This is a genomic window from Marinilabilia salmonicolor JCM 21150, assembly GCF_000259075.1.
GTDB lineage: Bacteria > Bacteroidota > Bacteroidia > Bacteroidales > Marinilabiliaceae > Marinilabilia > Marinilabilia salmonicolor.
The window spans coordinates 54,747-70,364 of sequence record NZ_AJKI01000004.1 but is presented as its reverse complement, the minus strand read 5'-3'; the positions used below and the strand labels follow the sequence as shown (position 1 = coordinate 70,364).

Sequence of the window (15,618 nt, the reverse complement as noted above, 5' to 3'; positions counted from 1 at the left end):
GACGTGGAATAAATAACACCTGCAAAAACAAAACAACCATGTATATTTCCTACGACAAACTTCCCAAACTTAAAATTCCTGAAAGTGAAAGACTTTACAGCCTGGCAATGGAGGAAGGAGAAGACTTTTTGCGATTTTACCTGTCAAAGCCTCGCGAAAAAGTCATTGATGACCTGCATGAGATCATCACCAAGAGTATTCAACATCAGAATATTTATATCAATGCTCCACTTGAAGAACAGCCAACCCAGGAAGAAAAAGTTGTCAACTTTCAATTTGTTGTCCATGCGATTTATCTTTTAGGCGAATTAAAGTCTGAAAACAGCCTCGACTACTTCTTCCGGATTCTCAGCCAGTCCGATGATTACCTTGAGACCTTTATAGGGATGGACATTGTTATTGAAGGAATGTGGGAACCCATTTACCGTATTGCCAATCATAAGCTGGATGCTTTCCGCCTGTTCCTTTTCAGAAATGACATCTCATTTATTTACAGATCTGTATTTCTTGATGTGGCAAAACAGGTTTATTGGCACCAACCGGATAGGCAGGAAGAAGTCAAACAATGGTACATCACATTGCTGGAAGACTTTCTCAACGAGACAGAAAAAGGTTATTTGCCCGATTCTGAATTTATGGGCAACATTGTTTGGGACATCCTGGATATGAAAATAGAAGAGGCAGCTCCTCTAATTCGCAAGGCTTATGAAAACAACCTGGTAGCAGCCGACATTTGTGGCAACATGGAAGATGTGCTGGATGATCTGGAAACAGCATCTCCTGCTATGAATAAAAGAGCAGTATTAGACATATTTCAGAGATATAAAGCAATAACCGGTGAACTTGTAGACTCGTCAATAAAACCCTTCAGATCTGAAAGAAACGGATTGTCAGAGGATGCTTTGTACGAACCGGATTCCACTTGGCTTTCATCCGAATCAAAACCCTATATTAAAAAACCCGAACCAGGAAGAAACGATCCTTGTCCATGCGGAAGTGGGAAAAAATATAAGAAATGCTGCTTAAGGAAGTAATCTGGTAAAGGCCTTATCGTGGTAGCATAATGTGGTAAACAAAGAATATTTTATTATTTTCGTCAAAACCCTTTTATAATCCTGCTTTCCCAAAACAGATTAATATTTACATCGTGAAGTTTTAATATCTTTTTCTAATACCATAATAGCCCACTCATGCCTACCAACTTTTCATTCATACATTCACAATGGCCAAAAATTTCTGACCGGGTCACCCGTGCCGAGAAAATGGTGATTACCGATCCCCGGGCATCTCTGGCCTACGCGCGCATGGGGCTGGAACTGATGGTTAACTGGATGTATAACAATGATCCTGAATTGGAGCTGCCTTACGATACCACTCTGAATTCATTGATGAAAACCCCGGACTTCCGGGAGCAACTCTCACATAAGCTGTATCGGGAAATAGATCTCATCCGGAAATTGGGTAACCTGGCCATTCACAATAAAAATGTTTCACAAAAGGATTCCGAAAAGATTATATACAACCTTTTCTATTTCTCGCGGTGGTTTGCCAAATCCTATTCTGAAGAGGAAATTCCGGAAATAGAATCTTTTGATTTTTCATTGATCCCCACTGAGGGTGATGCCTCTCTTTCCCGCAATCAGCTAAAAAAGAGACAGGAACAGTTTGACGCCGAGATTGAAGAATTTCAGGATGAACTGAAAAAAACTCAGGAAAAAAATCAATCACTGCTTGAGGAAAATGAGTTTTACAGGCAACAACTGGAAGACCTGAAAAAAAGACTTGAGGCAACGAAGCAAAATGCCGCGCATGAAGATGAAGTGCATCACCCCCGCAATGAATTTGAAACGCGTAAGTTTTTCATAGATGTGCTGCTACGTGAAGCAGGATGGGATTTAACCGGAGCTAACGACCGTGAATACAAAGTCAGCTATATGCCGGCGACAACCAACCGATCAGAAACGGGTTATGTGGACTATGTATTGTGGGATGACGATGGGAAGCCTCTTGCCGTGGTAGAGGCCAAAAAAGCCATGGAAAGTGCTACTAATGGAGAAAATCAGGCGCAACTCTATGCCGATAGTTTGGAAAAAATGCATGGCCAAAGACCTGTCATGTTTTACAGCAACGGTTTCGAGACTTACATCTGGGACGATTGCTTCTACAAAAAGGCCCGACCTGTATATGGTTTCTACACAAAAAATGAGCTCCAGACCATACTATTCAGACGTAAACATCGCAAGGACATCCGGGATGCGATAATCTCCACACGAATAACCGACCGGCATTACCAGATGCGGGCCATCCGGAGTATCACCGAGCATTTTGCAGGAAGTGACGCGCAAACCGGAAATTTAATTGGAACCAATCGCGGTGCTTTGCTCGTGCTGGCAACAGGTACCGGAAAAACCAGGGTGGCCATATCGCTCAGCAAAGTGATGCTGGAAAGTAACTGGACCAAACGCATCTTATTTCTGGCTGATCGAACCAGCCTGGTGAGTCAGGCTAAAAGGGAATTCAGCAAGCACTTGCCGGAACATTCAGCCGTTAACCTTTTAGAGGATAAGGAAAACAGAGATACCCGTCTCGTTTTCTCCACCTATCAGACCATGATGGGGATGATTGATGAGATCAAAAGCGGGAAGCAGAAATTCTACGGAGTAGGTCATTTCGACATGGTGATTATTGATGAAGCTCACCGTTCGATCTATCAGAAATACAAGGCCATTTTCCATTATTTTGATGCCTTATTACTGGGACTGACCGCCACGCCCAAAAACAGCATCGATCGGAATACCTATTCGGTGTTTGGCTTGCCGGACAAGCATCCCACCGATGCTTATACCTTTGATGAAGCTGTGGCCAATGATCATTTGGTTCCCTATAAATCCATTGAAGTTCCCACCAAATTTCACACAAAAGGCATAGCCTACAAGGATCTGACTCCTGAAGAACAGGCCATGTTTGAGGAAGAAATTCTGGAAGGGAATCAGCCCACAGGCAAAGAAAGGGTAGATAAAAACGCCCTGAATGCCTGGCTGTTTAATAAAGATACTGCCATACAAACGCTGCAATATGTTTTGGAGCACGGAATTCGCAAACGTGGAGGGGATGAAATCGGGAAAACCATCATTTTTGCACGAAATCAGAAACATGCCCATTTCCTGAAGGATACCTTGCTGGATATGGACAAGCAGCAGTTTGGAAATAACTATGTAAAAGTGATTACCCACAGTGAGCCCAAGGCCGAGGAATTCATAAGGCGATTTTGTGATGAAGAGGTAGAACGACTGCCCCAGATCGCCATCTCGGTGGATATGATGGATACAGGGATTGACGCCCCCAGTGTGGTGAATCTGGTTTTTTACAAGCCGGTAAAGTCATACACCAAGTTCTGGCAAATGATAGGTCGCGGCTCTCGTCTTCGCCCCGATCTTTTTGGACCGGGAGAGGATAAAAGCAAATTCCTGATCTTCGACTTATGTGGCAACTTTGAGTTTTTCGATGAAAACCCTGAAGGCATTGAAGCAACCGTTTCGAAGAGTCTGACAGAAGTGGTTTTTAATCTGAAACTGCAACTGGCAGAAACCCTCAAAGACGATACTCTGCAAGAGAATGAGGAGTTTCAACAATTTCGCCAAAGGTTATTGGATGAGTTGCATGGTCAGATTGCCAGCCTTGATCATGACCGGTTTGATGTGCGCATGCAAATTGAACAGGTACTCAATTATGGTGGAGAGAACCGTGAGTTGTGGAATCACCTGGACAACCGCGATTTGCACACCATTGAAGAAGAACTGGCTCCGCTGGTTAAGCCTGAAAAGGGGGAGTCTGATTTGGCCCGCTTTTACGACCGGTTGCTCTATACCCTTATGATAAAACGAGCACAAACACCGGAAACTGACCGCTTCATTAACGACTTTATCACGGCCATCTCCAAGGTGGCAGCTCTTTCAAAGAACCTGTTGAAAAAAACTTCCATCCCGGAAATCAAGTTAAAAGAGGAGCTGATTAAACAACCTCTCAATGAAGACTTCTGGAAAGCCAACCGTCTTGTTCATCTTGAAAAGCTCAGAGCGGGCGTCCGAGATCTCATCAAACACATCGACCGGGATGAACAGCGATATGTTACCACCGACTTTAAAGATGAAATCATTCGGGCTAAAATAGCGGAAAAGGACTTTGTGGCTCACTCTGGTAGTGAAGCCCGGGATGCTTACCCGAAACAGACAGCATCACCATTTCAAAATAACATTCACCGGTTAGAGAAGATTATCCGGGACCATGAGGACAATATAACCATTCAACGCATCAGACGTGGTGAGAAAATCACGCAGGAAGAACTCCGCTCATTAGAAAATGTGCTTTTTGATGGTCAGGTTAAAAAAGAAGAACTTGAAAAAGAACTGGGCACCAATCTCAACCTTGTGGAATTCATCATTCAGCTAACCGGCCTTAACAAACAGCATGTCGATGCCGCTTTTGCCAATTTCATCAATGAATTTCAGCTCTCCTCCGTTCAAATTCAATTTCTGGAAACCCTCAAACAATTTCTTACCCGAAACGGGAAAATAGACCTTGTTAAGCTTTTTGATCCTCCGTTTACCAAGTTCCATCCTCAAGGGCTTGACGGGGTCTTTAAAGAAGAACAGGCTGGAAGATTAATTGAGATTGTTAAGGGATTTGGAGATAGAGGAGGACAGGTGACAGGATAAAACAAATTTTATTGTCATCATTCTTGATAACTAATTCATTCCAATGCTATGGTTTCCTTTAATATCTTTTTGAAATAAATTCCCATTCCTTTTAGAGCACAAAATTTACCGGAATCACAAAGTATGATTTCACTGGATTACCATCTATTTCAGCTGGCTCCCATTCCGGCATTATTTTCACCAGCCTCAAAGCCTCTTCATTAAATCCACGGCATGAGCCCAGCCCCCTGATTATTTTGGAATGCGTAATTTCCCCCTTTTTATCTATTATAACTCCCACCAAGACACGGCCTATACAATCATCCTGACTTGGCCACTGCATATTATCGCTAATAAAAAGCTGCACACTTTGATACGTTTTGTCTCCTTCCCCATAATTGAATTTGGCACTTTCATCAACTTTCCAATAAGCCAATGATGGATTATCAATATTTTTGCATTTATATTCAGAATATGGAATCTTTAACGAGATGGTATATTTGACTTTTATAGGATGTTTTCCTTGTTGCGCAGGAGACCATTTTGGAGATAACATCAGCACTCTTTTTATCTCTTTCTCAATCAAACTATCATTAACGAGATCATCCAATTGCTGAACGTAACCCGGATTGGTTTTGATATTTAAAACTGTACCAGCTGTATCTATTTCAAAGGTAACGATTACCCTCCCATTCTTATCATTAAGATTTAAAATAGTAAAGTCCAGACTGGATTCAAGAAAACACCACAATGAATCCATCCCACCAGGAAATTCCGGTGCTTGTTCCATGAAAAAAATTAAAGCCTCTTCTTCTGATGTAGTATCAGGCAGCAGTTCTTCATTTTGGGAAATTACCAAAGGAGATATCAGAAGGCAAGAAAGAAAGGTAAAAAGGTTTCTCATTATTCAAGGTTATTTGATGTTGATGCATTATTCTCTTCCAAGTTTAGAATTTTCCGTCACTATATTTTTAAACCCTTAATCATTGAAAAAGAATAATTAAAGAAATTAACCGTATATTTTCACCGTCTATTCACCACATATTTGTTGCAGGCTAAAACCTGTTTTTTCAAACCAAAAACAAAGAGAAAACAATATATAAAAAATCGCTTCTCTCTCATTAAATGGCACTTACCCGAGCAACAAGCCTGCAACAAAAGCAAAAAAATTGAGTTTTTACGCTCAATTTAGCGCGAATTGCCCAAAAAAAAAGGAATAGTATTTGTTCAGCCCATTTTTGCTAAGTCCCTTTTTCAACTTTCCTTTATCCGTGGATCAATATCCGGTGAATTTTCAAGCATTATTGTTTCATCCAAATATTCAATAACTATTCGGTTCTGATTAAATGCCTCCATCAGATCTCTAACAAGTAATTCTATTACATCTTTTAAGTCCTCCTCTTTCAGTGGGAACTTGGGATAATTAATCATGCTAAGTTTCAGGTGAGGTTCAACTTGTCCACTAAAAATAATCTCACATTCAGAAATACAAACACTCAACCCTACCTTTTTCTCTTTCAACAGACGATCCTGCCAACCTTGTAGCCAGGATATAACATCTGACTTATGAATCAATTCACGCGAGTAGCCTCGTTCAAGTCCCATAGTAATAGATGCTGAAAAAGGATTTACTGATTTTCGAATCATAGTTTTTTCAAATCAGGTAACAAAAACAAGATAGTTAAAAGATCATTAATACAACTCCAATCTCAAAAAGAAGAAAATTAATACAATATCCCGGAAAAATAGAATTACAACCTGAAATTTCAGATGTTTTTTGGCCTCTTCACATGCTGCATTATCTATCAAAACCCACGATTAGCTGCCGAAAAGGTAAAGAAAAGGTAAGGGAAATATCATAAAAGGAAGAAATATCATGAAAAAGGAGAAGAAAGATTGAAAAAGGTCAGGTTTGTCCTTGAAAAAATAAAGCTAAATCTTTATTTTACCCCATATATTTACTAAAATTGCAGATATAACTATATTTAAATGCAGGACAATATATACGAAAAATCGGGGGCTGAATTAATCAGCGAGGTAGGCAGACGATATAGGGACTACCGAAAACGTATGGGATTAACACAAAAAGAAGTTTCTCATAAATCCGGGTTAAGTGTATTCACCATCAGCAGTTTTGAAAAAGGCAGTGGTACCGGTATCACAATGGCATCGTTTACCAAATTGCTCCGCGCAATTGATTGCCTGGATGAAATAGAAAAAATATTACCCCCATTACCTGAGAGTCCACGTGCTCTATACAAAAAGCAAAAACAAAAGTAACCGCTATGGAATCGAACGTCGTAAAAGTAAAGTTATGGAATCTGGATGCAGGTTATTTATCATGGGACCAGAGTGCCCATGTTGCTAATTTTGAATATGACCCTGAGTTTTTAAACCAAAATCTGGATATTGCCCCATTAACGATGTCCATCTACTCGCCCCGCAGCCAACGTCAGATCCCCTGGCCCGGCAATAGTGACAAACTATATCAGGGGTTGCCGCCTATGATTGCTGACTCTCTCCCTGACAAATGGGGAAATTCATTATTTAATGCCTGGTTAAGGGACAATCAGTTATCACAAAAAAAAGTAACACCTGTTGACCATTTGTCATTTATCGGCAATCGGGCTATGGGCGCTTTAACTTATGAACCTGCCCATAAACTAGGTGATCAAAAAGCCTTTTCTGTTGATGTACAAAAGCTTTATGAATTTGCCCGGCAGGTTTTAAATGAAAGAGAGACTACCATCTTAAACCAGGAAAACTCTGTTTTATGGCAAGACTTAATTAAAATCAGTTCCTCTCCGGGTGGTAAGCGCCCAAAGGCTATTGTAGCTTTAAATGAAAAGACAGGCAAAATAATCTCAGGCCAGGGAAAAATCCCGGAAGATTATCAGCATTTCATTTTAAAATATGATGACAACTCTGCCTATCCTTTCGGGAAACTGGAATACATCTATTATAGAATGGCTTTAGATGCCGGTATTAAGATGATGCCTTCTCAATTAAAAACATTTGGAAATATCACCCATTTCCTTACCCGTCGTTTCGACCGGGTTCACAATGAGAGAATACACATTCAAACATTGGCTGCCATGGACCCTGACAGCAACAGTTATGAAGACATCTTTTCAGTAATCCGCAAACTCAAACTCCCTTATGAGGATCTGGAACAACAATACATCAGAATGGTATTTAACGTGCTTTCCAGAAATGTGGACGATCACTCAAAAAACTTTGCCTTTTGCATGCATAAGGATGGCTCATGGAAGCTCTCCCCTGCTTATGACTTAACCTTTAGTGTAGATTTAGCAGCACCTGCCTATGTCAACAGGCATTCTCTGTCGGTTAACGGGAAATACGAAAATATCACCCGGGCAGACTTAGAAATTATTGGCCAAAACAATGACATACAGAACTACAAAAGTCTTATTGACAAGGTGGGCAATGCTATTTCCGGGTTTGACACATATGCCAGGGAAGAAAAGCTTAACGCTGGGCTCATTGATGATATCAGGAAGGAGTTTATTGAAATTTAACTTTTATCTGAACTACTCAAATATTTCAGTTTATCAATCGAAAAAATGAAATTCACAAGAGAAAAAAAACGCACAAAAGGAAACATTCACATTGCCAAAATTGTTAAAAAACCATAAATTAGAACAAGGGTTCTGTTCCATCAACTCCACAAAAATGCGTTTCACCTTTGTTTCACCTAAACATGAAAATTAAACCTAAAATCCCCTGTTTAAAAGGAATCCTAAACACAAAACATGTTCCCTGCAGCTCCACCTTCGCTCTCCGAAGCTTTAGCGTAGGAGAGCTTTGCTCTCTCACTAAAACTTCGGAGAGCTACGGTGGACGCAGTCCACGGAGAATCTCAATTCCGAAGCTGTAGCATAGCAGAACCGTGTTCTCCGAAGCTGTAGCGTAGGAGAAACCCAAACCCATAAACCAATGCACTACGTTTACATTCTAAAGTGTGCCGATCATTCTTATTACACAGGATGCACGCAAAACATTGAGGAAAGATTAAAAAAACATAATGCAGGTCATGTCCACTATACAAGCAACAGACTTCCTGTAATGCTTATCTCATATTTAGCGTTTCCGGATAAATACAAGGCTTTTAATTTTGAAAAGTATTTAAAATCAGGCTCCGGAATTGCTTTTAGAAATAAGAGATTGGTTTAATTCTTTCCTCTTGCAATATTACCTCAAAACACTTTGCAATTTGTTTCCCATATTTAATCCTCCCATTAATACAAACCTACAATGGATTAAACTTTATTGGGGGCAAAAAAAGGAAACCAAATGGACCATACAATTCCAACAAAAAACCAACCCTCTGCATTGAATACTTCCTAGTTCATAAACTCGTTTACCTCATTGAAAACCATCAAAACCATGGTTTCTGCGCTTTGATGGATCAATGCCTTCCGGGCAAGCAAAAACTCCGGAACTAACTCAACCGGCTGGCAGTAATCCTTGTGGAGTGGGAGTATAGAGTAGTACAGCATTGAAAAAGTAACCGAACTCAATCTCAACTGCAAATTACTTGATAATATCAATGAAAGAATAGAATCCCCTTAATCAAGCAGCCAAATAACCGGGTGCCTGACCGGAAGATTTCTAATCACCTCAGGATGATCGGGGTAAACCGGTAAGTTCAGGTAGGTATCAATATATTCTTTCTTGTTAAATGCCAATGCAGAAAAAAGCAAAGACGGATGTCGGACAGGCCATTCATCCCAAATATAAATATCCTTGGGGAAAGGCCATTTTGATTTGTCTTTTATATAGGGATAAATAAAATCCATTCCCTTTTTTAACGATTTCCCATCTTCTGTTTCATAAGACCAGAGATTATTCTCAGGGGTACTCAGGATTTCAGCCAGACTGCAAAAAGCATCGATATTAAAAAGTGAATATCCATAAGGTTTGGTACGTTCTAATTCTAAAGGGAAGCTACCATTTAAGGCCATTTGGTCAGGTAGCAGTACATTTTTAAATCGGTCTGTACACAATTCAATAACCTCCTGATTGCCTGTCAAGACTGCCATACTGGAAGCTGTTACTGCCCAACAGGTGCCATGATTATTTTTCCAGTTCATTTCTGCAATACCATACTCATGAGTTGTCATCCAAGTCAAAAACTTATTAAACCAGAGCTTAATGGGAACTGTCTCTTCCGGTAAAATTCCCCCTTTATTTGCAAGTACTTTCACCGACTGCGCTACTTCAACCAAATGATAAGCATCAATCAAACCAATTCCCCGGCCGGTAACCTTCCCAAAAATGGCTTGAGCATATAGCATATGAGGATTCATTAAAGTTGTGGAATCTACAAACCACGCATTTAAGTGCCTAAGTGCTTTATCTGCATAGATTGGGTCATTTGTAAGCAACCATGCGGAAGTTAGCGTGGCAACAATTTCATTCAAACGAATCATTGCAAGTCTGTGCTTGGAAAAATTATCCGGATTGGTCCGGCCATCCTTTCTGATATAGGGTCCATCAGGATTCTCCGGGTCTGGCCACCAGTAATCTCCTTCCGAGTAAAAGTCATGCCGGTTGCCTGCGCTGCGCTGACAATAGAAATCTGTAACCGTTACAGGCACAGAGTCTAAATAAGAATTTGCTCTTTCAATTTCAGAGTCTCTTACATCTTTGACCACCGTATTCTTAATGCTGTTCCTGCCGGTTTGATGGCAACTGCCAATAAACAGGAAAAATCCTAAAAGAAAAACAAACCCTGCAACGTCACTTCTTTTAATCATATTCTAAGATTTTTGCTTTCGCTATTAGTGTATTCGCTAAATAGAGTCTGTCCATAAACTAAGCGTTTTTCACGTATTTGAGATAGAACGTTCAAATTCAAGCCGTGTGAAAAATCTAAACCGCAGTCCCGAAGTAGCTTTTGTAAGGTTTTTTAAACAAAAAACCAACAAAAAGCACAATCGGGATGAGGATTTAGATTTTGAGCAACAACGCAGAAGTTGGACTTTATAGACAAACACTAAATAGTGTTTCAAATATTTTGCTTTCAATTTTTCTTCCTTCAAGGCAAAGCTTTAACGATGAAGGAAGGAGAAAGTGATGTGAAATATCATTTTGTGATCACACTATTTGTCCTTGAGTAGATTTTTGAATCATATTAAAACAAGAGAAAGAAGGCCGGCTTCTGTTTTCAGAATCGCCAGCCTTCCTTTACTTATCAGGAAGTTTACCAACCTGGATTGTTGGTATTAATTTCAGAGTTTTGGTCGATCTCATCCTGAGGAATTGGGAAAATAGGATCAAGTGCAAGATTGCCAACCGGAGCATCATATTTCAAGCTGGAACTTTCAGGCAAATAATCGGAATAAAAGTTTCTTTTCACTTTCGTGCCATCTCCAAACACTTCTTCTAACGTTCCCCAACGCAACAGATCAAAAAGTCTCAACCCTTCCATTGCAAGCTCTACACGACGTTCATGTCTTACCAGATCAACCAGATCACCATCTGCGGTTGTCTTATCAGGCATGTTGACAGAAGGACGACTCCTAACCTTGTTTAACCAAGTCAGCGCCTCTGCATCATCTTGCTCTGCAAGTGCCTCTGCAAGAATAAGGTAAACCTCTGCCATCCGCATAACGGGGATATCAAGACCATCCCATCTAACGTTGGCAATGTCTTTTACAGACTTTGTCATTTTCCTCACATTCAATCCCGTAGGAGACCAGCGATAATCATATTCCACCATATCACCAGCTTCATAAGTCACATCCCATCTAACGGTATCTCCCTGGCTGGGAATAATTTCATGGGTATAATCAAATGGCTCGGCCCCCGGATATATTTCATAATTCTGCCCGGGAGAATAAAGTGTATATTCACGACGTGGATCATTCACCTCGAAGGCATCGTAAAGATCACGTTGCGGGAGTGAGTATCCCCATCCATCACCTCCAATAGGGATGCGAAGTCCGGAAGGCAAATCTCGGCACAAACGCTGCACAGTCATGTTCTGGCCGTAATCTTCGCTGTTATTTACGAAACTCCAATAAAAAAGAAGTTCTGCATTACCTTCTTCAGACCAAATAGACATGTAATCATCTAACATTCTGTACCCATCAGCTTCGGCTATTTGTATGGCCTCACGAGCTGCTGCTTCTGCATTTGGCCAATCTTCGAGAACAAGATACGTTTTAGCGAGAAAAGCTGCGGCGGCAGCCCTGGTAGGGGTACCTTGCTGAGAAATTCCGTCCGGAAGATCCTCTTTGGCATCCTGAAAATCGGCAATAACCTGTTCCAAAATCTCATCTTTAGAAGATCTACCGGTATTAAACTTTTCAAAATCGGACGCTGTACTTGTAAACAAAGGAACACCACCATAAAGAGAGGTCAGAAACAAATAATTGTATCCTCTTAAAAATTTGGCTTCTGCAATGAAAGGAGCCTGGGCTTCCGAAGTGAAATTAGCATCTGATGAATTTGGAATGTTCTCAATAGCAAAGTTGGCTGCATTGATACTTTGATAAATATTATTCCACCAACTTGAGACATTGTCATGCGTGGGACTGATATCCCATCGTTCAAGAGCGATCGAAGACCCACGATTTGGCCTCCAATAGCTATCGTCGGTCATAGCATCCAGTAAAATGGTCATATCCCTGTTCAACATGCTAGCTCCCCCATATAACCAAGGATGGTAACAGGCATTAACCGCCATACGTGCTGTGGCATCGTCCACAAAGAAATTTTCCGGATTAGGTTCTGCTTTTGAGTATCGGGTCAGAAACTCATCTTCATTACAACCTGTTGTAAAAACAAGCAACCCTGCGATAAAGGCGAATGTTATCTTTATTGTTATATATTTCATAATCTGTCGTATTTAAGATGTTAAAAAGTGGCTTTAAGTCCAAATGTCCATGTACGGGGCTGAGGAACTCCAGTAAGAGGATCAGCTGTAGTATCTACTTCTGGTCCGTCATAACTTGTGAAAGTGTAAGCATTTTGAACACTAACATATAATGCCAGTTTACTCATCCCAACTCTATTAAGGACAGTTTCGGGGAAGTCATAATTCAAATTCACATTATTAATACGTAAATATGAGGCATCTGCCAGCCAAAAATCAGAGTCTTCAAGATTTTTACCAGATTGATTCTTTGAAAGCATTGGCCATGTCCCGTTAGGATTATTGGTTGCGTGATAGCGGTTTAGTATTCTCGCATCTTCATTTCTTGCCCAGGAGGACATAAGTTGAATTAAAGAGTAAGCACCGGTATTTCCAAAATACTTATCAACGCCCTGGACTCCCTGCAATTGAACCTGAAAACTCCAATTTTTGAATCCAACAGTAGCAAATGCACCATAAGTAAAGTCAGGATAACGATTGCCAATAATCGTACGATCTGCAGCATCCACTTTTCCATCGGCGATACCTGTAAGGTTACCATCTTCATCATATCCATCTATATCAAGAAGAGCAATATCGCCGACTCTTTTACCGGTAAAGGCACCTTCCTCATATACTCCAAGTTCATTTTCACTATAAATAATACCGTCTGATTTATATCCGAAAAACGAATTTACCGGTTCTCCCTCTACGAGTCCTGAGGTTCTCAGATCACGTCCTTCAAGATCAATAACTTCATTTTTCACATGGGAAATATTAAAACTGGCATCATAAGTCCAATCGCCACGTTGTTGACGGTAGCCCAGAAGGAATTCAAAACCAGTGTTTCGTATCTGGCCTGCATTAATCAGCGGGCTTCCCGATAATCCTGTGGAATTTGCCACCGGGTCTCTAAACAAAAGATCATAAGTATCTTCAATGAAATAATCAAAATTGGAATACACCTTATTTCTAAAAGCTGTTACATCAATTCCGAAATTCTTCTTCTGAGCCTCCTCCCATCGTAAATCTTCATTAATCGCATCTGTTAATGTATAGCCTAATGCACCGCCCTGATTCAAGACAGCCTTTCGTGCATTTAGTGAAGCACTGGTGGCATAATTACCTACGCTCAAAATATTTCCGAGGGTTCCTATACTTGCCCTCAGTTTCAAATCATCAATCACATCATTATCACTCATAAATGCCTCTTCACTTAGTCTCCATGCTGCCGATGCAGATGGAAAAACACCATAACGGTTATCTTCCGTCAGACGTGAAGTTCCATCCCGGCGTAAGGTAGCCCCTAACAGATATTTATTTTTAAAATTATAATTTACTCGTCCAAAAAGGGATGCAAAAGACCAGTCGCTATAAGTATTATCATTCAACTGACTCTGAGGATCTCCGGCTGCTAAAAACCGGATATCGTTATTGGGAGTGCCGGTGCGTGAACCAAATAAATTCTCAAAAACCGATTCCTCAACTGAATACCCGAGAAGGGCATTAATTGAATGGTTTTCATCAATGGTCGTTTCATAATTCAATAGAAAATCCCCAATCCAATTTACCGTTTCACGGTATTCCTTTTCGATTGAATTGATCGAAGAACCTTCCCATCCATAATTTGGCGATACCCCCGGCGTAAAGCTGGTGCGATATACATTACCATAATCCAGACTTCCCCGGGTTGTAAAAGTCAATCCATCAAATAAATTAAGAGTCATATAAATATTACCCTGCAAACCTTTTCCTATTCTGGAATGCTCTGATTCTTTGGCCATCCAGATAGGATTTTGATGCATATGTTCCAGGTCTGTATTGCGTATTTCACCATAATCTCCATTTTCCTCATAGGCGCGTGTAATCGGAGTTTTCAGAAGAGCATAATTGTAGGGGCTTTGACTTCCACCCTCTCCTTCCTGTTTGTATCTGTACAAATTGAGTGAGTTACCCACTTTCAGCCAATCATTGATCTGATGATCAGTATTTAATGCAAAGGTGCTTTTGGTATATCCGGTTTCAATAATCATCCCCTTTTGATCCAGATGACTTGCCGACAGAAAAAACTTTGATTTTTCTGACCCTCCGGCCACTGAAACATCATAATTCTGAATGGTACCTGTCTGCATCATCAGATCTTTCCAGTCGGTGTCTACCCCGGAGTAAGCAGTTAACTCTTCGTCACTCCAGGGAATATCTATGTCATCATTGGTGTATGACTCCGTCCAAAGCTGCAGAAACTGATCTGCATTAAGCATTTCTACCTGAAGGTTACTTTCAGTTTGAATACCATAATACGTATTAAAAGTTATCTCAGGTTTTTTCGATGCCGTTCCTCTTTTTGTTGTTACAATCACAACTCCATTGGCAGCCCGAGCTCCATAAATGGCTGCAGCCGAAGCATCTTTAAGGACTGAAACCGACTCAATGTTATTGGGATTTATATTATTGATGCTGTTGGTAATCATCCCATCGACAACATACACCGGTGAACTTGTACCATTAATTGATTGAACACCCCTGATCAGCACCTCTCCGGGTTCACCCGGCATTCCTGATCCGGAGGTTATTTGAACGCCGGAAGCTTTTCCCTGGATAGCTTGTAATGGATTGGTTGCCGGAAGTCTGTCAAAGCCTTCAGTCGATACCGTTGAAACCGATCCGGTAAGATCAACTTTTCTTGAAGTACCATACCCTACAGCCACCACCTCGTCTAATCCTATAACATCAGATTCCAATACAACATCAATGGTTGTTTGACCATTTAATGTAACTTCCTGTTTTTTCATACCAATAAATGAAAAGACCAATGCTTCTGCATCCGGAGTAAGTTCAAGAGAATAAAATCCATCGCTATTTGTGATGGTTCCCCGGCTTGTCCCTTTTATCACGACAGTAACACCCGGCAGAGGTTCTTCATAGTTGTCAGTTACTTTTCCTGAAACAGATTCTTGCGCACTCATTCCTGAGGCAAAAAAGACCAAGAAAAGTAAATTCAAGAAAAATAATCTTTGTAGATTTTTCATAGATTTAAATTTT

Annotated in this window: 10 protein-coding genes; 5 read left to right on the top strand and 5 right to left on the bottom strand. The window is 40.5% G+C overall.

What is annotated here, in order from left to right:
- Positions 1 to 38 precede the first annotated feature (38 nt).
- Entirely contained in the window at positions 39 to 1,034 is a 996-nt protein-coding gene (locus W7W_RS0104735; protein WP_010662688.1) for a YecA/YgfB family protein, read from the top strand.
- A 156-nt stretch (positions 1,035 to 1,190) separates the two neighbouring features.
- Positions 1,191 to 4,715 carry a DEAD/DEAH box helicase family protein gene (locus W7W_RS0104730; protein WP_010662687.1) on the top strand — a complete coding sequence of 1,175 codons (3,525 nt, stop codon included), beginning with the start codon at positions 1,191 to 1,193 and terminating at the stop codon, positions 4,713 to 4,715.
- 91 nt (positions 4,716 to 4,806) lie between these two features.
- Here W7W_RS0104730 and W7W_RS0104725 read toward each other — a convergent pair whose 3' ends face one another.
- Entirely contained in the window at positions 4,807 to 5,598 is a 792-nt protein-coding gene (locus W7W_RS0104725) for an energy transducer TonB (RefSeq protein WP_010662686.1), read from the bottom strand.
- 350 nt (positions 5,599 to 5,948) lie between these two features.
- Positions 5,949 to 6,341 carry a hypothetical protein gene (locus W7W_RS0104720; RefSeq protein WP_010662685.1) on the bottom strand — a complete coding sequence of 131 codons (393 nt, stop codon included), beginning with the start codon at positions 6,339 to 6,341 and terminating at the stop codon, positions 5,949 to 5,951.
- 342 nt (positions 6,342 to 6,683) lie between these two features.
- On the opposite strand from W7W_RS0104720, the gene W7W_RS0104715 reads away from it, so the two are divergent.
- From W7W_RS0104715 to W7W_RS24035, 3 genes are all read left to right on the top strand, one after another.
- Positions 6,684 to 6,974 (top strand): helix-turn-helix domain-containing protein, encoded by a 291-nt coding sequence (locus tag W7W_RS0104715; RefSeq protein WP_010662684.1) that lies wholly within the window; start codon positions 6,684 to 6,686, stop codon positions 6,972 to 6,974.
- Between the two features lie 5 nt (positions 6,975 to 6,979).
- Positions 6,980 to 8,233, top strand: a complete 1,254-nt coding sequence (locus tag W7W_RS0104710; protein WP_010662683.1) for a type II toxin-antitoxin system HipA family toxin — start codon at positions 6,980 to 6,982, stop codon at positions 8,231 to 8,233.
- 418 nt (positions 8,234 to 8,651) lie between these two features.
- Positions 8,652 to 8,888, top strand: a complete 237-nt coding sequence (locus W7W_RS24035; protein ID WP_010662682.1) for a GIY-YIG nuclease family protein — start codon at positions 8,652 to 8,654, stop codon at positions 8,886 to 8,888.
- Between the two features lie 395 nt (positions 8,889 to 9,283).
- Here the strand turns inward: W7W_RS24035 and W7W_RS0104695 are convergent, their stop codons facing one another.
- The 3 genes from W7W_RS0104695 to W7W_RS0104685 all read right to left on the bottom strand — a co-directional run bounded on the left by W7W_RS0104695 (position 9,284) and on the right by W7W_RS0104685 (position 15,605).
- Positions 9,284 to 10,474, bottom strand: a complete 1,191-nt coding sequence (locus W7W_RS0104695; protein WP_010662681.1) for an alginate lyase family protein — start codon at positions 10,472 to 10,474, stop codon at positions 9,284 to 9,286.
- A 446-nt stretch (positions 10,475 to 10,920) separates the two neighbouring features.
- On the bottom strand, positions 10,921 to 12,558 hold the full coding sequence (locus W7W_RS0104690; protein WP_010662680.1) for a RagB/SusD family nutrient uptake outer membrane protein: 1,638 nt from the start codon (positions 12,556 to 12,558) through the stop codon (positions 10,921 to 10,923).
- Positions 12,559 to 12,578: 20 nt separating this feature from the next.
- Positions 12,579 to 15,605: a SusC/RagA family TonB-linked outer membrane protein gene (locus W7W_RS0104685; protein WP_010662679.1), complete on the bottom strand. Its 3,027-nt coding sequence runs from the start codon at positions 15,603 to 15,605 to the stop codon at positions 12,579 to 12,581.
- Positions 15,606 to 15,618 lie beyond the last annotated feature (13 nt).

Coding starts and splice junctions, on each gene's coding strand:
- W7W_RS0104735 (WP_010662688.1), top strand. CDS start 39: ATGTATATTTCCTACGACAAACTTCCCAAACTTAAAATTCCTGAAAGT.
- W7W_RS0104730 (WP_010662687.1), top strand. CDS start 1,191: ATGCCTACCAACTTTTCATTCATACATTCACAATGGCCAAAAATTTCT.
- W7W_RS0104725 (WP_010662686.1), bottom strand. CDS start 5,598: ATGAGAAACCTTTTTACCTTTCTTTCTTGCCTTCTGATATCTCCTTTG.
- W7W_RS0104720 (WP_010662685.1), bottom strand. CDS start 6,341: ATGATTCGAAAATCAGTAAATCCTTTTTCAGCATCTATTACTATGGGA.
- W7W_RS0104715 (WP_010662684.1), top strand. CDS start 6,684: ATGCAGGACAATATATACGAAAAATCGGGGGCTGAATTAATCAGCGAG.
- W7W_RS0104710 (WP_010662683.1), top strand. CDS start 6,980: ATGGAATCGAACGTCGTAAAAGTAAAGTTATGGAATCTGGATGCAGGT.
- W7W_RS24035 (WP_010662682.1), top strand. CDS start 8,652: ATGCACTACGTTTACATTCTAAAGTGTGCCGATCATTCTTATTACACA.
- W7W_RS0104695 (WP_010662681.1), bottom strand. CDS start 10,474: ATGATTAAAAGAAGTGACGTTGCAGGGTTTGTTTTTCTTTTAGGATTT.
- W7W_RS0104690 (WP_010662680.1), bottom strand. CDS start 12,558: ATGAAATATATAACAATAAAGATAACATTCGCCTTTATCGCAGGGTTG.
- W7W_RS0104685 (WP_010662679.1), bottom strand. CDS start 15,605: ATGAAAAATCTACAAAGATTATTTTTCTTGAATTTACTTTTCTTGGTC.